General features: G+C 68.4%; 19 protein-coding genes. 10 read left to right on the plus strand and 9 right to left on the minus strand.

The genetic code is table 11. The annotated features are described in order from the left end of the window. Positions 1-12: 12 nt before the first annotated feature. From ACWEO7_RS03695 to ACWEO7_RS03715, 5 genes are all read right to left on the minus strand, one after another. Positions 13-348 carry a DUF3349 domain-containing protein gene (locus ACWEO7_RS03695; protein WP_397078811.1) on the minus strand — a complete coding sequence of 112 codons (336 nt, stop codon included), beginning with the start codon at positions 346-348 and terminating at the stop codon, positions 13-15. An 11-nt stretch (positions 349-359) separates the two neighbouring features. After that, positions 360-638 (minus strand): hypothetical protein, encoded by a 279-nt coding sequence (locus ACWEO7_RS03700; protein WP_355071765.1) that lies wholly within the window; start codon positions 636-638, stop codon positions 360-362. A gap of 11 nt (positions 639-649) precedes the next feature. After that, on the minus strand, positions 650-1,912 hold the full coding sequence (locus ACWEO7_RS03705; RefSeq protein WP_452420482.1) for an anion permease: 1,263 nt from the start codon (positions 1,910-1,912) through the stop codon (positions 650-652). Positions 1,913-2,002: 90 nt separating this feature from the next. Beyond that, entirely contained in the window at positions 2,003-3,259 is a 1,257-nt protein-coding gene (locus ACWEO7_RS03710) for a lipase family protein (protein ID WP_452420483.1), read from the minus strand. Positions 3,260-3,415: 156 nt separating this feature from the next. Next, positions 3,416-4,924 carry an ATP-dependent DNA ligase gene (locus tag ACWEO7_RS03715; RefSeq protein ID WP_452420485.1) on the minus strand — a complete coding sequence of 503 codons (1,509 nt, stop codon included), beginning with the start codon at positions 4,922-4,924 and terminating at the stop codon, positions 3,416-3,418. Between the two features lie 93 nt (positions 4,925-5,017). Between ACWEO7_RS03715 and ramB the strand changes: the two genes are divergently transcribed. Both ramB and ACWEO7_RS03725 read left to right on the plus strand, forming a co-directional pair. After that, positions 5,018-6,424 carry an acetate metabolism transcriptional regulator RamB gene (gene ramB, locus ACWEO7_RS03720; RefSeq protein WP_450024258.1) on the plus strand — a complete coding sequence of 469 codons (1,407 nt, stop codon included), beginning with the start codon at positions 5,018-5,020 and terminating at the stop codon, positions 6,422-6,424. A 26-nt stretch (positions 6,425-6,450) separates the two neighbouring features. Then, the gene (locus ACWEO7_RS03725) at positions 6,451-6,735 is read left to right on the plus strand and encodes a hypothetical protein (protein ID WP_452420487.1); all 285 of its coding nucleotides are present in this window, start codon (positions 6,451-6,453) and stop codon (positions 6,733-6,735) included. A gap of 53 nt (positions 6,736-6,788) precedes the next feature. Here ACWEO7_RS03725 and ACWEO7_RS03730 read toward each other — a convergent pair whose 3' ends face one another. Further along, positions 6,789-8,012, minus strand: a complete 1,224-nt coding sequence (locus tag ACWEO7_RS03730) for an MFS transporter (RefSeq protein ID WP_452420489.1) — start codon at positions 8,010-8,012, stop codon at positions 6,789-6,791. A gap of 74 nt (positions 8,013-8,086) precedes the next feature. Between ACWEO7_RS03730 and ACWEO7_RS03735 the strand changes: the two genes are divergently transcribed. Next, complete coding sequence (locus ACWEO7_RS03735) at positions 8,087-8,932, plus strand: TetR/AcrR family transcriptional regulator (protein WP_452420490.1); 846 nt, start codon at positions 8,087-8,089, stop codon at positions 8,930-8,932. 13 nt (positions 8,933-8,945) lie between these two features. On the opposite strand, the gene ACWEO7_RS03740 is transcribed toward ACWEO7_RS03735, so the two are convergent. Continuing rightward, positions 8,946-10,775, minus strand: coding sequence for an acyl-CoA dehydrogenase (locus tag ACWEO7_RS03740; protein ID WP_452420492.1), 1,830 nt, complete (start codon positions 10,773-10,775; stop codon positions 8,946-8,948). 373 nt (positions 10,776-11,148) lie between these two features. On the opposite strand from ACWEO7_RS03740, the gene urtA reads away from it, so the two are divergent. From urtA to ACWEO7_RS03770, 6 genes are all read left to right on the plus strand, one after another. Beyond that, positions 11,149-12,423, plus strand: coding sequence for an urea ABC transporter substrate-binding protein (gene urtA, locus ACWEO7_RS03745; protein WP_452420493.1), 1,275 nt, complete (start codon positions 11,149-11,151; stop codon positions 12,421-12,423). A 217-nt stretch (positions 12,424-12,640) separates the two neighbouring features. Continuing rightward, the gene (gene urtB / locus ACWEO7_RS03750; protein ID WP_450026207.1) at positions 12,641-13,525 is read left to right on the plus strand and encodes an urea ABC transporter permease subunit UrtB; all 885 of its coding nucleotides are present in this window, start codon (positions 12,641-12,643) and stop codon (positions 13,523-13,525) included. Continuing rightward, positions 13,522-14,661, plus strand: a complete 1,140-nt coding sequence (urtC, locus tag ACWEO7_RS03755) for an urea ABC transporter permease subunit UrtC (protein WP_452420494.1) — start codon at positions 13,522-13,524, stop codon at positions 14,659-14,661. The genes urtB and urtC overlap by 4 nt, the downstream gene beginning before the upstream one ends. Then, a complete protein-coding gene (urtD, locus tag ACWEO7_RS03760) occupies positions 14,658-15,512 on the plus strand; it encodes an urea ABC transporter ATP-binding protein UrtD (RefSeq protein WP_452420496.1) in 855 nt (284 codons plus the stop codon). Before urtC ends, urtD begins: the two co-directional genes overlap by 4 nt. Next, positions 15,505-16,197 (plus strand): urea ABC transporter ATP-binding subunit UrtE, encoded by a 693-nt coding sequence (gene urtE / locus ACWEO7_RS03765; RefSeq protein WP_355071742.1) that lies wholly within the window; start codon positions 15,505-15,507, stop codon positions 16,195-16,197. The genes urtD and urtE overlap by 8 nt, the downstream gene beginning before the upstream one ends. Before the next feature lie 8 nt (positions 16,198-16,205). Further along, positions 16,206-16,907: a GntR family transcriptional regulator gene (locus ACWEO7_RS03770; RefSeq protein ID WP_452420498.1), complete on the plus strand. Its 702-nt coding sequence runs from the start codon at positions 16,206-16,208 to the stop codon at positions 16,905-16,907. A gap of 4 nt (positions 16,908-16,911) precedes the next feature. On the opposite strand, the gene ACWEO7_RS03775 is transcribed toward ACWEO7_RS03770, so the two are convergent. Beyond that, the gene (locus tag ACWEO7_RS03775; protein ID WP_356962705.1) at positions 16,912-17,784 is read right to left on the minus strand and encodes an NERD domain-containing protein; all 873 of its coding nucleotides are present in this window, start codon (positions 17,782-17,784) and stop codon (positions 16,912-16,914) included. 228 nt (positions 17,785-18,012) lie between these two features. Here ACWEO7_RS03775 and ACWEO7_RS03780 point away from each other — a divergent pair, with 228 nt between their 5' ends. Next, complete coding sequence (locus tag ACWEO7_RS03780) at positions 18,013-18,546, plus strand: carboxymuconolactone decarboxylase family protein (RefSeq protein WP_355072125.1); 534 nt, start codon at positions 18,013-18,015, stop codon at positions 18,544-18,546. Here the strand turns inward: ACWEO7_RS03780 and ACWEO7_RS03785 are convergent. Beyond that, positions 18,543-19,319 carry a TetR/AcrR family transcriptional regulator C-terminal domain-containing protein gene (locus tag ACWEO7_RS03785; RefSeq protein ID WP_452420500.1) on the minus strand — a complete coding sequence of 259 codons (777 nt, stop codon included), beginning with the start codon at positions 19,317-19,319 and terminating at the stop codon, positions 18,543-18,545. The genes ACWEO7_RS03780 and ACWEO7_RS03785 overlap by 4 nt on opposite strands. Positions 19,320-19,422 lie beyond the last annotated feature (103 nt).

The raw sequence follows: 19,422 nt of genomic DNA on the forward strand, positions 1-19,422 counted from the left end.
CGGCGGCTCGGGTCAGTCGGAATCGGCGGGCGGATCGGCCAGCGGCCAGCCGCCGGCGGCCAGATGGGACGCGACGCGAGCCACGTCATGCTCGTCCGGCTGCTCCTTGGCGAGCCGCGCGATGGCCTCCTCGATCTCGGTGTGCGTGATCTCGCTGCCCGAGTTCGAAGCGACCAGTTCCTCGGCGATCGCGACCACCTCGTAGTCGGTGAGGTGCCGGTGCAGCACGGCGAACAAGGCCACGTAGTCCGACTGCGGCACGCCCTGCGGGTAGCCCGCGCGCAGCCAGCCCACGACTTTGCCGAGCAGTTTCGGCCGAACCGGGACTGGTTTCACTGGATCGGTCACGCTGGCACTCCTTACGCCTGCCCGAACAGATGGATGCCGAATTTGGCCGCCAGGAACGCCTTCGCCGTGTACAGGATGCCGGTGACGATCGCCACGACGACCAGCACGAAGCACGCAAGCGCGACCGCGAGGGCCGGATAGTTACGCCGCACCGTGCCCGCGTCGGTGGTCGCGGTCATCGACCAGAACCGCACCCCGATCGCGAAGATCATCGGCAGCCCGGCGCCAAGCACCAGCCCGGCCACGATGACTTTCCACAGGGCGTTCAGATTGGTGACGAGAGTGTGCACGCCTGGTCCTCCTACACCTGGGCGGAGCGGTTCGAGTCCGCCGACGTGGTCCGGCCGCCCGCGGGCGGCACGGTCCGATCGCTTGTGGGCGGTGCGGCCTGATCGTCCGTGACCGGCGTGACCGCGGACGGGTCGGCCCCCTCGCCCGGCCACTCGTTGACGTTGCCGGTGTGCACCGGATCGCGCCGCGACCACAGGTACATCAGCGTCGACAACCCGACCAGCAGGGCGAAGACGACCAGCACCCCGGCCAGTCCGCCGATGACGTGGGCGATGCCCCAGCAGATCGCCCCGGCTACCGCCGCCAGCGGCAACGTGAGCAGCCATGCGACCACCATGCGCCCCATCACGGCCCAGCGCACCTCGGCGCCCTTGCCCAGGCCGGTGCCGAGGATGGAGCCGGTCGCGGTCTGCGTGGTGGACAGCGGCAACCCGAAGTGGGCCGAGGTCAGGATGATCGCGGCCGAGGCGGATTCCGCCGCGAGGCCCTGCGGCGAGTCGATCTCGACCAAGCCCTTGCCCAGCGTCCGGATGATCCGCCAGCCGCCGAGGTAGGTGCCCGCCGCGATGGCGAGGGCGCACGCGGCCATCACCCACAACGGCAGGTCGTCGTCCTTGGTGAGCGTCCCGTGCGCCACGAGCGCGAGGAAGATCACGCCCATCGTCTTCTGCGCGTCGTTCGTGCCGTGCGCCAGCGAGACCAGCGAGGCGGAGCCGATCTGGCCCCAGCGGAATCCCTCGGTGACCTTGTCCTCCTCGGCGTCACGCGTGATCCGGTACACCAGCCACGTGCCGATCGCCGAGATCAGCGCGGCGACGATGGGCGCGAGCACCGCGGGCAGGATGATCTTGGTGACCACGCCGTCCGACCCCGACGCCCAGATCACCCCGCTCCAGCCGAGCGCGGCCAGCGTCGCCCCGATCAGACCGCCGAACAGCGCGTGCGACGAACTCGACGGCAGGCCGAACAGCCAGGTGAGCAGATTCCACAGGATTCCGCCGACGAGGCCTGCGAACACGATGACGATCAGGTCCTGGCCTCCGACGGCGTCGAGTCGCACGATGCCCTTCGCCACGGTGGCGGCGACGGCCACCGACAGGAACGCGCCGACCAGGTTCAGCGCCGCCGAGAGCGCGACCGCCACCCGCGGCCGGAGCGCGCCGGTGGCGATCGAGGTCGCCATCGCGTTGGCGGTGTCGTGGAAGCCGTTGGTGAAATCGAATGCGAGCGCCGTGCCGATGACGATCAGGAGAACCAGTAATTCGACGGTCACGCCTCCAGTGTGCTGCACTCCCGGACGGCACAGTCATGCCGGTTACCGGAACTTCGTCCGGCCTGCGTGCACTAGTCTGATCCGTCCTGGTCAGCCGGCCCGGGTGCAGTGGGGGGCGAGGGGCCGACCGGCGAACCGGTCATCGATCCACGAGTTGGCGCCGGGGATGCCGCTGAGTCCGACGAGGAAGTGCTCGCCGAAATGGACCTGGAAATCCACCTGCGTTCCGGCGCCACACCAGTCCGCGTAGAGCTTCTCCGCGCCCGCCAGCGGCACCCACGGATCGTGCGTGGCGTGATACAGGAACACCGGCACCGTCGGCGCGCTCGCACCCAGCCGATTGGCGGCCAGGATCTCCCTGACCATCGGCAGCTCGGTGGGCGCGGCGGCATGGGTGAGCGCCTGCACCGGAATCGGCACCACGGCACCGCCGAACTCCTCCGCGGTCATGCACAGGTCCTTGCCGACCTGAGCCAGCCGCCAGCCGTCGTCGTTCATCAGGCCGAGCAGCTCGGGGTACTCCCGCGCCAGTCCGAGGGTGGCGGCCAGGAAGACTCCGGACGCGGCGTTGCGTCCGTTCATGGTGGACAGCAGCATGTCGAAGTCGGCGGGGACACCGCCGAACGCCGCACCCACCAGATTCAGCTCGGGCGCGTATCGCGGGGCCAGTTGCGCGGCCCATCCGCTCGCGATGGCGCCGCCGGAATATCCGGTGACCACCGTCGGCGCTTCCGGTCGCAGCCCGAACTCCGGCGTATTCACCACCGCCCGGATCGAGTCGAGCACGGCGTGCCCGGCCATCAGTCCCGCCGCGTACGCCTGCCGCGGGCCCTGATGGTCGGGCACGAGCACGGCGTAGCCCTTGGACAGCGGAATCTGGGCGGCCCAGAACTCGGCTGTCGGCTCGTTCCTGAGTTTGTAGGACGGTGCGCACCGATGCCCGAGCGAGTCGATCGCGGCATTGAACGACAGCACCGGACGCGGCCCCGATCCGGTCCACGGGGCCTGCGGCACGAGCAATGTCGCGACCACGGGCACCGGCTGGTCCTTCGAATCGGTGGACCGGACCAACAGTTCGGTCGACCGCAACGGGAACGCGGTCAGGCCCGTTCCGCCCGCACGGGACGCGAGAATCGCTCCCGGAGGGAGGCTCTCGAAGCCCGGCGGCGGCGTGTAGAAGGGATCGTCCAGCGGCGTGGGCAGGATTCCCGGATACTCGCGCGACGGCGTGAGGAACTGCTCGATCGGATTCGCCCGCACGGGCGTACCGACCGCACTCACCGCCAAGGCGCCCAGCAGTGCCGCCAACAGCAGGACATACCGTCCGCACAGCGATTTCCGCATCATCCCACCCGCCCGCCGATTCCTTGTCCGGAAGCACGAACCGGCCGGACCACTGCGTCGTGGGGGCCATCCGGAACCTTGCGCTGCCCATACTTACAGTGGCTCGACGCGCTCGGCACGCCCGACACGCGCCCGGCGCGGGAGCGACCGCGCTTCACATCACGGCAGTAGCGCCCGAATGGTATCGATGGTGTCCGCGTCGGCGGGTTCTTTGTCGGGGCGATACCGAACCACACGAGCGAAACGCAGAGCGACACCACCGGGATAGCGGGGACTGACCTGCACGCCGTCCAGCGCGATCTCGACAGGTTTCGGCCACAGATACACGGTGTGCTGATCACGCGAGCGCTCGTGGCGGGGGAATTCGTCGGTCTGCCACCGCAACAGCGCGTCGGTGAGTCCTTTGAACGTCTTGCCCACCATGACCGGCTCGCCGCCCTCCGGGTCGCGCGCGCCGAGATGCAGGTTCGACAGATAGCCCGTGCGGCGGCCGTAGCCCCATTCCGCGCCGAGCACGACCAGGTCGAGGGTGTGCGTCGGCTTGATCTTCTGCCAGGCACGGCCCCGCCTGCCCGCCGCGTACGGCGCGGTCAACGACTTGACCATGACGCCCTCGTGCCCCGCGGCCAGCGCGGCGTCGAAGTATTCCGCGGCCGCATCGGCATCCGGCCGCAGCAGCGCGGGAATGGTGTGCTCGGCGGCCACCTTCGTCAGCGCGGCGCGCCGCTCGGACAGCGGAGCGTCGAGCAGGTCCTGCCCGTCCAGGTGCAGACAGTCGAAGAAGTACGGATGCAGCAGCAGCTCCCTGGTGGAGCTCACCTCGGCGAACCGGCTCATGGTCTCCTGGAACGGACGGGGCCGTCCGGCGTCGGTGAGCGCCAGTGTCTCCCCGTCCAGCACGACGCTCGTGCAGTCCAGGCCCGCGACCAGCTCGACGAGTTCCGGAACGCCCGCGGTGATCTCGCGCAGCGTCCTGGTGAAGATCCGGACCCGGTCGCCGTCCCGGTGCACCTGAATGCGCGCGCCGTCCAGTTTGTGCTCGACGCTCACCTCGCCCTGGAACTCGAGCAGCGCCTCGTCCAGCGTCGCACCGGGCGAGGCGAGCATGGGCTGGATCGGACGGCCGACTTCGAGCCGGAACTCCGCGAGCGCCGCGGCGCCGCCGGTGAGCGCCGCGACGGCGGTGACCGGCAGGCGGCCCGACAACATGTATGCCCGGCGCACCGCATCGGGCGGCACGTCCGCGGCGACCGCCACGGCTTCGGCGACCAGGGCGGTGAGCGCTCCCTGGCGCAGTTCCCCGGTGAGCAGGCGCACCAGGAAGCCCTGCTCGTTCGCCGTCGCCGCGGACCACAGCGCCGCGAGCAGCTCCTTGCGCCTGGCCGCGGAACCGGCGCCGGAGACAACGGCCAGCTCGCTGAGCGCCGCGTGCACCGCCGACACGGTCAGCGTGGGCACCGGCGCGGGCGCGTGGTCGAGCGTGGTGAGCGTGCGCCACCCCGTACCGATCCGCCCCTGTGCCAGTTCGCCGGACGCCCAGGCGACCACGGGCACGAGCTCCTCCGGCGCGGCCGCGGTCAGCAGCGCGGCGAGCGTCGCGATCTTCGTCTTGCGTGACCTGGTCGCCCGTACGGTCTCCGAGGCCAGCACGACATCCGAGAACAACACCCTGCCGACGGTAGCCGCCGGGTACGACACCTGTCTGCGAGGAGTGTTAATCGAAAATTGGCACGGATGCGAAAGCAGCCATAAACTGGACGCATGGCCAAGACTTATGTCGGCGCTCGGCTGCGTCAACTGCGGACCGAACGCGGACTGAGCCAGGTCTCGCTGGCCCAGCAGCTGGAGATCTCGGCGAGTTACCTGAACCAGATCGAGCACGACGTGCGCCCGCTCACCGTGCCGGTGCTGCTGAAGATCAGTGACGTGTTCGGCGTCGACACGACCTTCTTCTCCGCTCAGGACGACACCCGGCTCATCGCGGAACTGCAAGAGGTCGTGATGGACGAGGAGCTGGGCATCGAGGCCGACGCCCAGGAGATCGCGGACATCGTCTCGGCGCACCCGAGCATGGCCCGCGCGCTGGTCAACATGCACAACCGCTACCGCAACACTTCCGCCCAGCTGGCCGCCGCCACCGAGGACCGGTTCGCCGACGGCGCGGGCAGCGGCGCGATCAGCAAGCCGCACGAGGAAGTGCGCGACTACTTCTACCAACGCCAGAACTACATCCACGAGCTGGACACCGCCGCCGAGGATCTCACCGCGCGCATCCGTTTCCACGGCGGCGACGTGAACAGCGAGATCGCCAGGATCCTGCGCGCCCACGACGTACGGATCGTCGAGCGCATCGACCTCGGCGAAGGCGTGCTGCACCGCTACGACCCGCAGACCCGCACCCTGGAGATCGCGCCGCACCTGTCCGGCGGGCAGCGAACCTTCAAACTGGCCGCCGAGCTGGCCTACTTCGAATGCGGCGAGCTGCTGGAGAAGCTGGTCGAGGAAGGCAATTTCGCCTCCGAGGACGCCCGCAAGCTGGCCATGCTCGGGCTGGCCAACTACTTCGCCGCGGCGACGGTTCTGCCGTACACGCATTTCCACGAGGTCGCCGAGGACTTCCGCTACGACATCGAGCGGCTGTCGGCGTTCTTCACGCAGAGCTACGAGACCATCTGCCACCGGCTTTCCACGCTGCAACGGCCGTCGCTGCGCGGCGTGCCGTTCTCGTTCGTGCGGGTGGACCGGGCGGGCAACATGTCCAAGCGCCAGTCCGCCACCGGTTTCCACTTCTCCGCCAGCGGCGGCACGTGCCCGCTGTGGAACGTCTACGAGACCTTCGCCTACCCGGGCAAGATCATGACCCAGATCGCGCAGATGCCCGACGGCCGCAAATACCTCTGGGTGGCGCGCACGGTGGAACGCCGCGCCACCCGCTTCGGCCAGCCGAGCAAAACCTTCGCCATCGGTCTCGGCTGCGAATTGCGGCACGCGGCCCGCGTGATCTACGCCGACGGCATCGATCTCGACGAAGTGCAGCCGACGCCGATCGGTGCGGGCTGCCGAGTCTGCGAACGCGCCAACTGCCCGCAGCGCGCCTTCCCGCCCCTGGGCAAAGTGCTCGACATCAGCGAACACCGCAGCTCCGTATCGCCGTACGTGCTGAAGTAGTCCCGCCGGTTCCGTAGGTTGTCGCTATGGCCGGTGATTCGCGGTACCCCATGTCCGCGTCGATCGTGCTGATCGCGACGCCGGAAGGTTGGCGGCACAGCGTCCTGGACACGCGGGGCGGGATGCTCTGCGGTCGGCTGGCGCGGATCGCCGCTGATGCCTCACCGGAGCAGGCGCGCGCCGCGGCGGTCGCGATGCTGCGCGACGTGGCCCGGGAATATCACGACACCGAAATCGAAGTGGTCTGGAATGGTCCGGAGCCCGAAGAAATGCTGACAGCTCAGGTGATTTCGTTGCGGCACCGTCCCTGAACGAATGTCCGGCCGGTATCGGAGCACCGATACCGGCCGGACATTCTGTTCGTTCAGGCGGCCGTCGACCTCTGCATGCGGAGACCGATCGCCGTCATACCCAGCGCGGCGACGAGCAACAGGGCCAGCGTCCAGGCGAGGGTCGCGAAGCCGTGGGGCGCCGCGGCGGCGGCGACCAGCGGGCCGATGGTCGCGCCCACGTAGAACGAGAACATCGCGACCGACATTGCGGCGGCGCGGGATTCGCCGCCCAGTTCCCCCGCGCTCTGCAGCACGGCCGGAGCGATGATGCCCAGTCCGCCGACCAGAACGGCGAGCAGCACGGCCAGCACGGCCGGGTGGGTTCCCTCGAAGGTCGCCACTACCATCGCCGCGGCGGCGATCAGCACACCCAGCGCGATCTGACCGTGCTTGGACAGCCGGGCCAGCGGCACCGCGAGCAAGGGAAGCGCGACCATCACCGGCAGCGCGCCCGCGCGCAGCGCGAGCAGTTCGCCCGCGCCTCGAACCACTCCGGTCAGTTCGAGGCCGGTATACACCCCGACCATCACCGCCATGCTCATCGCGCCCGCGATCAGCATCGGCACCAGCGCCCGGATGCGCAGCACCGCCGGAATGGCGGCGTAGCTGTGCCGCAGCGGCTTGTCCCGGCCGGTGGGCGCGTCGGCCAGCAGCGTGGACCGCAACACCAGCGCGAGCACGGCGAATGCGATCGCGGAGGCGACGAACACCGTGCGCCACGGGAACGCGGCGACCATCCACTGCGACACGATCTGCGCGACCACCGTCGCCGCGAGGAACGACGTGGCCACGGACATGGTGGCCACGGCACGGTGGGCGGGAGCGATGCGGGTCGCCACGTAGGCCATGATCGCGGGTGGGATCGAGCCGACCACCAGCCCCTGCGCCACCCGCAGGCCGACGGCCAGTGGAGCGCTGAAAGCCAAGCCGGTCAACAGCGTGACCGCTGCGGCCACCAGCATCCCGGTGACGAGCACCCGGCGGTGACCATAGCGATCCGACAGCGGCCCGAACAGGACGAAGCCGCCGGCGTAACCGAACGCGAACGCGCTGATGATCCAGGTCATCACGGCCGGACCGACGCTCCAGTCGGCCCGCATGGCGGTGAAAAGCGGGATCGGAATGTACATCTGGCCGGTCGCCAGCAGTGCGGACAAGACGAAGAAGGGCAGGGTGCGCCCGGTGTGGGCACGCGACGAGATGACTCGGGTGCGCGTCCGGACCGGAGCCACGGACTGAAGAGTGGGCATTGCCATGGGTAGAAGGTAGGCCCGGGCGAGCCACGTTGTCAACCAAATAGTTGGTTTAATGGAATGGTAAAGTGTCCGTCATGACCGCCACGATGAAACGCAGTGACGCGACCAGGCAGGCCCTGTTGCGCGCCGCCCGCGACGAGTTCGCGCAGCACGGGCTGGCCGGCGCGCGGGTCGACCGGATCGCGGACGCGGCGGGCGTCAACAAGGAACGCATCTACGGACTGTTCGGCAGCAAGGACAAGCTGTTCGACGTCATCCTGATCGACACCCTGCGCGAGTTCATCGACGTGGTGAAGCCGCTGGCCGACACCGAACCAGGCGCGTACGTCGGCAAGCTGTACGACTACCACCGGGACAACCCCCAGCTACTGCGCCTGATGCTCTGGGAGGCACTGCATCGCGGCGCCGACGCGCACGACATCGACGGCTGGCGCGCCGCGCACTACGTGCGCAAATTCGACCGTGCGCAGGAACAGTTCGACGTGGACTCCGCGAACGCGGGCCGCCTGTTGCTGGCCCTGTGCGGCCTGGCCAATTGGTCACTCGCCGTTCCACAGACCACCAAACTGCTGCTCGGCGAGGCCGCCGCGGAGGACGGGAACGCCACCCGCGCGTTCCTGATGGAGTTCGCCAGGGCGGCGATGCGCCGGGACGCGGCTCCCGGCGAACAGGAAGCACGCCTCCCCGAGGTCGAGCTGGTCAATGACTTGACCGCCGAGGACGAGTCGTCCGGAGTCGATCGAGCCGCCCAGCGCCTCCGCGACGCCCAAGCCGCCGCCGACGCCGCCCGCGAAGAACTCGCTACCGCCCTACGCGCCGCCCACGCCGCGGGCGCGAGCGCCAACCACCTCGCCCGTCAGGTCTCCGGCACCCTGTCCCGTCCCGTGGTGCTCAAGCTCCTGTCCCAGCCCGAACCCTGAACCCGCCGCGCCTCTAGAACGCACTTTCCTCGAGGTTCATGATGTCGTTGTCCAGCGTCGCGACGATTCCGCGCACCGCGCTCAGCGTCGGCAGCACGTTCTTGATGAAAAAGCTCGCGACGGCGACCTTTCCGGCGTAGAAAGCGCGGTCCTTCTCCGGTGCGTCGGCGGCCAGTGCGGCAGCCGCGATCTCCGCCTGGACCAGCAGCCGCCAGCCGATGAGCAGATCGCCGACCGCCAGCAGGAAACGCACCGAACCCAGACCCACCTTGTACAACTCGGTGGGCTGCTGCTGGGCGGCCATCAGGAAGCCGGTGAGCGAGGCGGCCATGGCCTGTACGTCCTCGGCGGCCGTGCGCAGTAGTTCGCGTTCGGTGTCGAACCGCCCGGTCTTGGCGTCCAGGAACGCCGCGATCCGCGCGTTGACGTGGCCGAGCGCCACTCCTTGGTCGCGAATGACCTTGCGGAAGAAGAAGTCCTGCGCCTGGATGGCGGTGGTGCCCTCGTACAGCGAGTCGATCTTCGCGTCCCGGATGTACTGCTCGATCGGGTAGTCCTGTAGATAGCCGGATCCGCCCAAGGTCTGCAACGATTCCGTCAGGTACTGGTAGGCCCGCTCCGAACCGACTCCCTTGACGATCGGCAGCAGCAGATCGCTCACCCGGTGCGCCAGCTCGGGGTCTGCGCCCGAAACGAGCTGCGCCACATCGGCGTTCTGGTGGGCGGCGGTGTACAGATACACCGCCCGCAAACCCTCCGCGTAGGCCTTCTGCATGGCCAGCGAACGTCGGACGTCCGGGTGCTGGATGATAGCCACGCGCGGCGCGGCCTTGTCGGTCATCTGCGTCAGATCCGCGCCCTGGACGCGCTCTTTGGCGTAAGCCAGCGCGTTGAGGTAACCGGTCGACAGGGTGCCGGAGGATTTGACCCCGACCATCATGCGCGCGTTCTCGATCACCTGGAACATCTGCGCGATGCCGTTGTGCACCTCGCCGACCAGCCAGCCCTTGGCGGGCGTGCCGTGGCCGCCGAAGGTCAACTCGCAGGTGGGCGAGGACTTCAGGCCCATCTTGTGCTCGACCCCGGTGACATACACGCCGTTGCGGTCGCCGAGTGCCAAAGTCTCGGGGTCGAAGAGGAATTTGGGCACGTAGAACAGCGACAGCCCCTTGGTGCCCGGCCCGGCGCCCTCGGGACGGGCCAGCACCAGATGGAAGACGTTCTCGGCGGTGTCGCCGACTTCCGCGCCGGAGATGAAGCGCTTGACACCCTCGATGTGCCAGGAGCCGTCCTCTTGCCGGATCGCTTTGGTGCGACCGGCTCCGACGTCGGAACCGGCGTCGGGCTCGGTCAGCACCATGGTGCCCTGCCAGCCCTTTTCGAAACCGAGCGTCGCCCAATGCCGCTGCTGCTCGGTGCCGACCTCGAACAGCACGGACGACATGACCGGGCCCATGTTGAAGAACGACGCCGACGGATTGGCGCAGGTGATCATCTCGGCGACCGACCAGACCAGCGTGGCGGGGGCCGGGGTGCCGCCCATGCCCTCCGGCATGCCGAGCCTGCTCCAGTCCGCGTCGCGCACGGCGGCGACGGTCCTACGGAGCGGCTCCGGAACAGAGATCGAGAAAGTGGCGGCGTCGTAGACGACCGGATCGCGGTCGGCCGCCGCGAAGGAGTCCGCTACCGGCCCCTCGGCCAAGCGCTTCACCTCGGACAGGATCTCCCGGACCGTGTCGGAATCGAGGTCGCCGTAGGCCCCGGTATCGAGCAGCTTGTCCAGCTCGAGCACTTCGAACAGATTGAACTCGATATCCCTCAGGTTCGCCTTGTAGTGGCCCACCTGGTCCTCCTCGACTCGAGTCCGCGGCCCGCCGCCGCGGCATGGGACGGTTCAGACGTCGTACGAATCGAAGCGTGCCGTATCGCGGCGACGCTACGCAACCGTAGCCACATCCGCCCCGGCCAGCGGGTTTGCCGGGATCTCACAACTGTTCACCATCCGTTTCCAGGAAAGGTTCACATCGGCGAAACAGACGAAACCGACTTGTCATCGAGAGATATTCCGGCGCAACAACTCCTGTCTACCGTTCCTTCACGAATACAGCCGTTGTATACAGCCCCGTCTACAGCCGTGAGCGGGACGAAGACGGCGGTGTTCGACGCGGCGTCCTGCCGGCGCCGCCGCGATACCTGATGAGGAAAGGGCTCGCCCCATGCCAAGTTTCCGTGCCACCCATCGCTCCGGGCGTTTGGTGCGAGCGATGGCGGTACCCACCGCGGTCGCGCTCGCCGGCCTGTTGCTGACCGCCTGCGGTTCGAAGGACGACGCCTCGACCACCGGCTCGGGCGCCGCGTCCTGCGTCGACACGTCGAAGGACACGATCAAGGTCGGTTCCCTGCACTCCCTGTCCGGCACGATGGCCATCTCCGAGGTCACCGTCGCCAACTCGACCAAGCTCGCGGTCGACCAGATCAACGCCGCGGGCGGCGTGCTCGGCAAGAAGATCGACCTGGTGCTCGAGGACGGCGCCTCGGACCCGAAGACCTTCGCGGAGAAGGCCGAGAAGCTGATCAGCTCCGACTGCGTCGCCGCGGTGTTCGGTGGCTGGACCTCATCGAGCCGCAAGGCGATGAAGCCGAAGTTCGAGAGCCTGAACTCGCTGCTCTACTACCCGGTGCAGTACGAGGGCCTGGAGGACAGCAAGAACATCTTCTACACCGGCGCCACCACCAACCAGCAGATCGTCCCGGCCCTGGACTACTTGAAGCAGAAGGGCATCACCTCCCTCTACCTGGTGGGCAGTGACTACGTCTTCCCGCAGACCGCCAATCGCGAGATCAAGGCGTACGCCGCCGCCAACGGCATCGAGATCAAGGGCGAGGACTACACCCCGCTCGGCTCCACCGATTTCTCCACCATCGTGAACAAGGTTCGCGCCGCCAAGGCGGGCGCGGTGTTCAACACCCTCAACGGTGATTCCAACGTCGCGTTCTTCCGCGAGTACACCAACGCGGGCCTGAAAGCCGCCGAGATGCCGGTGGTCTCGGTCTCGATCGCCGAAGAGGAAGTGGCGGGCATCGGCGCGCAGAACATCGCCGGCCAGCTCACCGCGTGGAACTACTACCAGACCGTCGACAGCCCGGTGAACCGGAAGTTCGTCGCCGACTACAAGGCCGCCTTCGGCGCCGACAAGCCGACCTCGGACCCGATGGAAGCCGCCTACGCGTCGGTCTACCTGTGGAAGAACACCGTCGAGAAGGCGAAGTCGTTCAAGGTCGAGGACATCCAGGCCGCCGCCGACGGCGTGACGTTCGACGCGCCCGAGGGCCTGGTCACCATCAACGGCGCCAACCACCACATCACCAAGACCGCCCGGATCGGCGAGATCCGCCCCGACGGACTGATCTACACCGTGTGGGACTCCGGCAAGGCCGTGACGCCGGACCCCTACCTGAAGTCCTACGACTGGGCCAAGGGCCTGAAGTAGTCCGCGGCTGTCCGCGGCCCAGCTACCGATGCCCGCCCGGCGACACAGTCGCGACGGCGGTCACGCGGAGCGCGTAATGAGGGGGGCCGCGGACAGCATCGGACCGGCGCAGGCATCGCAGGCCTGCGGCAAATAGCCGCATGGCACGGCCACCGATTCCGGGCAAGCGCCGTTCGCGGCGCGAAGGCGCGGTAAATCCAACACAGGAGCCTTCCCCATGGATGTTGTGATCGGACAGCTCTTCACCGGGCTGAGTCTGGGATCCATTCTCTTGCTCGCCGCACTCGGCCTCTCGCTGACCTTCGGTCAGATGGGCGTGATCAACATGGCGCACGGCGAGTTCATCATGGCCGGTTGTTACACCACTTATGTTGTGCAGAAGGTGATCTCGTCGGCGGGCGGTTCGCTCGTCGTCTCCTTGCTGATCGGTTTCCTCGTCGGCGGACTGCTGGGCGCCGCGTTGGAGATGGGCCTGATCCGCTGGATGTACGACCGGCCGTTGGACACCCTGTTGGTCACCTTCGGTGTGGGGCTGGTGCTGCAACAATTGGCCCGCGACATCTTCGGCGCACCCGCCAAGAACGTGATCGCGCCGGAATGGCTCAGCGGCGGCGTCACGATCCTGGGCGCTGTGGTGCCGAAGACGCGCATCTTCATTCTGGTCCTCGCGGTGGTCGCGGTGACCGCGCTGGCCGCGGTGCTCAAGGCGACGCCGCTGGGCCGCCGTATCCGCGCGGTGGTGCAGAACCGCGGCCTGGCCGAAACCTCCGGGGTGTCCAGTCGTTTCACCGACATCAGCACGTTCTTCATCGGCTCGGGTCTGGCCGGGGTGGCCGGTGTGGCGCTGACGCTGATCGGCTCGACCAGCCCGACCATCGGCCAGAGCTACCTGATCGACGCGTTCCTCGTGGTGGTCATCGGCGGGCTCGGCCAGATCAAAGGCACGGTGATCGCGGCGTTCGCGCTCGGGCTGCTCAATTCCTACATCGAATACTCGACCACCGCGTCCATCGCGAAGGTCATCGTCTTCGTCGTCATCGTGATCTTCCTGCAGGTCCGCCCGCAGGGTCTGTTCACCGTCCGGACAAGGAGCCTGGCATGACCACGCTGATACAACGGTGGCGCGCACACTCCTCGCTCGGCGCGCTGGCCGGATTCGCCGTCGCCGCCGTGCTGTTGTTCGCGGTCGCACCCGCCCTGCTCAGCGATTTCCGGCTCAACCTGCTGGCGAAGTTCCTGTGCTTCGCGATCGTCGCGGTCGGCATCGGATTGGCCTGGGGCCGAGGCGGAATGCTCACCCTTGGGCAAGGTGTGTTCTTCGGCATCGGCGCCTACATCATGGCCATGCACCTGCAGATGGCCGACGCCGCCCGGCTGGGCAACGACGTGCCGGAGTTCATGGAGATCGCGGGCATTCGCGAATTGCCTTCGTTCTGGAAGCCGTTCGCGTCGGCTCCGGTCGCGCTGATCGGCATCCTCGCGCTGCCCGCTCTGATCGCCGCGGTGCTGGGCTACGGCGTCTTCAAGCGGCGCGTGAAGGGCGCCTACTTCGCCATCCTCAGCCAGGCGCTGGCCGCCGCGCTGGCCATCCTGCTGACCGGTCAGCAGAGCATCGGCGGGTTCACCGGCCTGTCGGATTTCCGCGCGTTCTTCGGGTTCAAGCTGTCCGATCCGGTCAACCGGCGCATGCTGTTCTTCTTCGCCGCGGCCGCGCTGCTGGTGGTGGTCGCGCTGGTGCGGCAATTGATGCACAGCCGCTACGGCGAGTTGCTCGTCGCGGTGCGCGATCAGGAGGAGCGGGTACGTTTCCTGGGCTACGATCCGGCGAACGTCAAGATCGTCGCCTATGTGGTCGCCGCGTTCTTCGCGGGCATCGCAGGCGCCCTGTTCACCCCGATCGTCGGCATCATCTCCCCCGCCGACATCGGCGTCGTCCCGTCCATCGCGTTCCTCATCGGCGTCGCGATCGGCGGCCGGACCACGCTGCTCGGGCCGGTGCTCGGCGCGATCGGCGTGGCGTGGGCGCAGACGGCGCTGTCGGAGGAGTTCCCCTCGGGGTGGACGTATCTGCAAGGCGTGCTGTTCATCGTGGTGGTCGGTTTCGTTCCGGCGGGTCTGGCCGGATTGTGGCCGATGCTGAAAGGCCTGCTGGACAACAGGCGTTCCGCGCCCGCACCCGCGACGGTGGTGGTCGAGGCGCTGCCGGAACCCGCGACGGAGAAGGTGGAATCGCGATGACCGAGACGACGCACGAACCGAAGCTCGGCGGCAACGCCGGAATGTCCAGCGAGTACCTCGAGATCCGCGGCCTCTCGGTGAGTTTCGACGGTTTCAAGGCCGTCACCGATGTCGATCTGACGGTGTTGCAGGGCGATCTGCGCTTCCTCATCGGCCCCAACGGGGCGGGCAAGACGACGCTCATCGACGCGATCACCGGACTGGTCCCGGCGACCGGCTCCGCGCAGAAGACCGGCGTGGAACTGCTCGGCCAGAAGGTGCACCGGATCGCCCGGCTCGGTATCGGACGAACGTTCCAGACCGCGAGCGTGTTCGAGCAGCTCAGCGTGCTGCAGAACCTCGACATCGCCGCAGGCGCGGGCCGTTCGGCGCTCACCATGCTGCGCCGCCGCAAGACGGTGCTGCCCGCGATCGAGGAGGCGCTGGAGACCACCGGCCTGGCCGACCTGCGCGATAAACCCGCAGGGGTGCTCGCGCACGGGCAGAAGCAATGGCTGGAGATCGGCATGCTTCTGGTGCAGAACGCGTCGGTGCTGCTGTTGGACGAACCAGTGGCCGGGATGAGCGCCGAGGAGCGCGAGGAAACCGGCAATCTGTTGCGCCGCATCGGCGGCGACCGGGTGGTCGTGGTGGTCGAGCACGACATGGATTTCATGCGCGCCTTCGCCACCTCGGTCACCGTACTGGCCGGCGGGAAGGTGCTCAGCGAGGGAACCGTCGAACAGGTGCAGGCGGACCCGAAAGTCCAGGAGGTCTACCTCGGCACCGCAGCGGCCGTCGGGACCGAGCTGGAGGACGCGTCGATCGCGCCGAGCCCGGAGTCACCCCAGAAAGGGGACAGTGATGCTTGAACTCACCGATATCCACTCCGGTTACGGCCGCACCGAGGTGATCCACGGCGTCTCGGTGACCGTCCCGGACGACAGCGTGGTCGCCATCATGGGGCACAACGGCGCGGGGAAGACCACGTTGCTGCGCACCGCCGTCGGGCTGATCGGCACGAAGTCCGGCCGGATCGAGTTCGACGGGGAGACCATCACCAAACTGTCGCCGTCGCGCCGGGTGCGCCGCGGGATCGCGTATGTGCCGCAGGGACAGCAAAGTTTCCCGCAACTGACCACGGCGGAGAATCTGCAAGTGGTCGCCGACGGCCGCAAACGGGGCAAGGCGTTGATCGATGAATCGCTGGACCTGTTCCCCGCGCTGCGCGAGTTGCTCACCCGGAAGGCGGGCCTGCTGTCCGGTGGCCAGCGCCAGCAACTCGCCATCGCGCGGGCGCTGATCACCGAGCCCAAGCTGCTCATCCTGGACGAGCCGACCGAGGGCATCCAGCCGTCGGTGGTCGCCGAGATCGAGCGCACCATCATCGATCTCACCCGGCGCGGCGGGCTGAGCGTGCTGCTGGTCGAACAGCACATCGGCTTCGCATTGCAGGCGGCGCAGCGCTACTACGTGCTGCGATCGGGCCGGGTGACCTCCACGGGCGCGGGTGGGGCTGGCGCCGAGCGCGAAGTCCGCTCGGCGATGGCGATCTGAGCGCCGCCGTGGCCCGCGACAGGGGCCGGATTCCGTTGCGCGAGCAGGTGTACGACTCGTTGCGCCGGGATCTGGCCACCGGAGCCATCGTGCCGACCGAACGGCTCGGCGAAGAACGCCTCGCCGAGGCGTACGGGGTGTCGCGCACGCCGGTGCGCGAGGCGCTGGCGCGACTGCAAGCGGACGGACTGGTCGAGCGGCTCGCCGACGGCCTCTACCCGTACCGTCCCCGGCTCGACGAACTCGATCACCTCTACGAGTTGCGGCTCGTACTGGAAGCCAGGGGCATGCAACGCGTGGCCCCGCCCGGCGAGGCGCCCACGCACGATCTGGATCTCGTGCGCACGGAGCTCGACACCTGGCGCGCCCTGGGCGACGCCCCACCCGAACCGGGCCCCGCGCTGGTGGCCGCCGACGAACACTTTCACACCACCCTGCTCGCAGCCGCGGGCAACGCCGCGCTCGCCGACGCGCTCACCGCCGTGCACGTCCGGGTGCGTCCGGTGCGCACGCTGGACATGCCGACTCCGGAACGCATCGCCACGATGACCGCCGAGCACATCGCGATCGCCGAACACCTGGTGTCCGGCGCGGTGGACGCGGCGTTGGCGACGCTCACCGCCCATATCGACACCTCGCGAACGCATGTGCTGGCCCGAGCGCAGTACGCCATGCGCCTGACCAAACTGGGCCGTGCCGTGCGGGATTGACCGTTCAGCAGTGCTGCTGGAAGGGGTAGCACTGGGTGGGCCGGTACGCCGGCGGCGACGGCGTAGGACTCGTCGTGCCGGTCGCCGGGATCGGCTGGGCCGAGTCGTGCGCCAGCGCGGTGGCGATCACGCCGAGCACGAACAGGACCCCGACCACGGCGATCACGATGACGGACCAGCCCGCATAGGCCTGGCTTTTCGTCGCGACGCCCGCCGTCGGCTCGACTCGCGGCTTCGGTGTGCGCGGGATGGTGGTAACCGGTTCCGGCGCGTTCTCCTCGAAGCCCGCCTCGAGGAGTTCCGCGCGGGACGGCGCGATCTCCGCCAGGCCGAGCGCGCCGCACGCGCCGATCACCCGGTCCGCGGTCCAGTCGCGCGGTCCCGCGGAGAAACCCTCCAGGTAGATGCGTAGTTCGGTCGCGTCGGTGACGTTTCCGACGACCACGTCCAACCCCGGACGCAGATTCGTGCGCGCCGGCCGCACCACGGCGCCGCGGAAGGGGACGAGCACCACGGCGCCGCTGATGTGTCCCGGGTCCTGCAACGCTCGCTGGAGCATGTGCTTGACCGCGTAGATGCCGTGTTCCACGCGCTCGGCGGGGCTTCCGTTCTCCGGGTCGTCGAGCTCCACCGGCGCGTCACTGATCGTCCACGGCCCTTCGGCCGGTGTGCTCAGGATGCCGCTCTGCCTGCGCTGGAACCCGTGCACCTCCAGCACGGTCAACCCGCGCGGGGTCCACACCACCGCGTCGACACGCCGGTTGTCCGCCTCGAGATCGATCACGGCGAGGCCGGTCGTCGGATACGACCGCAGGCACGCGACGAATTCCCGCTCAGCGCCGGACAGCTCCGCTCCCGGCCTGATCCTCACCAGCATCTTTTCCCCTGACGACCTGTTGTCCACACCTGACGCCGCGGAAACGCGCTGCGGCCGCGGCGACCCGCACCGGTACTGATGATGACGGGGTACCCCGCTGAAAACCACTGGAAAGCAAAAGAATGGTGGCGCGCCGGACGGGATACTGCCAAGTAGGCTCTCATCTCGGTCGGCACCGACGCCGGCCGCACAGACCACGCGGAGGTGGCAACCGGCATGGTTTCAGCGCTGCAACCACGCATCTCGCCCGGACGGCTCCGGGAACTCGGGGCGCTCAATTGGGTTGTCTGGCAGGTGCTCTCCCGCGCCGCGGGCACCCACGACGCCCATTTGTTCAGCACGCTGGGCCGCACCCGCGGCCTGTTCCGCGGTTGGCTGCACTTCTCGGGCAAGCTCATGCCAGGCGGGCGGCTGCCCCGCCACGAGTCCGAGCTGGTCATCATCCGGGTCGCGCATCTGCGCGGGTGCGAGTACGAGATGGACCATCACATCCGGCTCGGCCGGCGCGCCGGGGTGACGAGCGAAATCCTGGAGCGGCTGCGCAAAGGCCCCGAGGCGGCGGAGTGGTCGGACAAGCACCGCGCGCTGCTGGCCGCCGTGGATCAGCTGGTGGAGACCCGGGACCTCGACGACGACACCTGGGCCGAGCTGGCGAAGCACTACGACGAGCGCAGTCTGATCGAGATCGTCCTGCTGATCAACCAATACGACGGGCTGGCCGCCACCATCACCGCCCTGCGCATCCAGCGCGACGGCCTCTAGCCGGACGGGCCCTCGATACGGCGGGCCAGACCGTCCAGCACCAGCGTCAACCCGAACTCGTAGGCATGGTCGGCGCTGTAGGCGGCGTCGTGCGCCCGGCCCGCGGCCGACCCGACGCGCGCGGCGAGCGGGTATCGCCGCGCGTCGAAGACCTGCGCCAGCACCGGCGCGGCCCGCTCCCACCACTCACCGTCGGACATGGCGCTGTCCGCCGCCGCACGCGCGCTGTCGATGGCGATGCGGGCGACGGACGTGACGAAGCCGAGCACGAAGGTCAGAGCGGTGTCCATCGCCAGGTCGTCGAGGCCGAGGTCCGCGAAGGCTGCCAGCTCGTGGTCGTATTTCGCGGCGAGGCCCGGCCCGAGCGGTGGCCGGGTGGTCGGCAGATACGCCACCCACGGATGACGGGCCAGCAGGGCGCGGTTCTCGGCGGCGATCCGGGCGACCCGCTCGCGCCAGGGCAGACCGGTGAGGTCGGTGCGCTCCATGCGCGCGTACACCGTGTCCAGCATCAGGTCGATCAGCTCGGATTTGCCCGGCACATAGGTGTAGGTGGCCATGGGGGTCAGGCCGAGCCGGTTGGCGACCGCACGCATCGTGACCGCCGCGATTCCCTCCACGTCGGCGATCTCGATCGCGGCGGCGACGACCGCCTCGACGCTGCTGCGCTGTTTCGGCCCCCGGCCGGTGCCCGGCTCCGACGGAATCCGCCATAGCAATTCCAACGTGCGCACCGGGTCACCGGCGCCGCTGCGCTCCTTCGGCTGTCTCATCGCTCGCCTCCTCAACCGCCTCGGTTCCCGATGGTATCGATGTGACGCACCTCATAGTGCGAGCCGCTCATAAACTCCATACAAAGTACAGTGTACTAAGTAC

The sequence above is a fragment of the Nocardia sp. NPDC004260 genome (assembly GCF_053603155.1).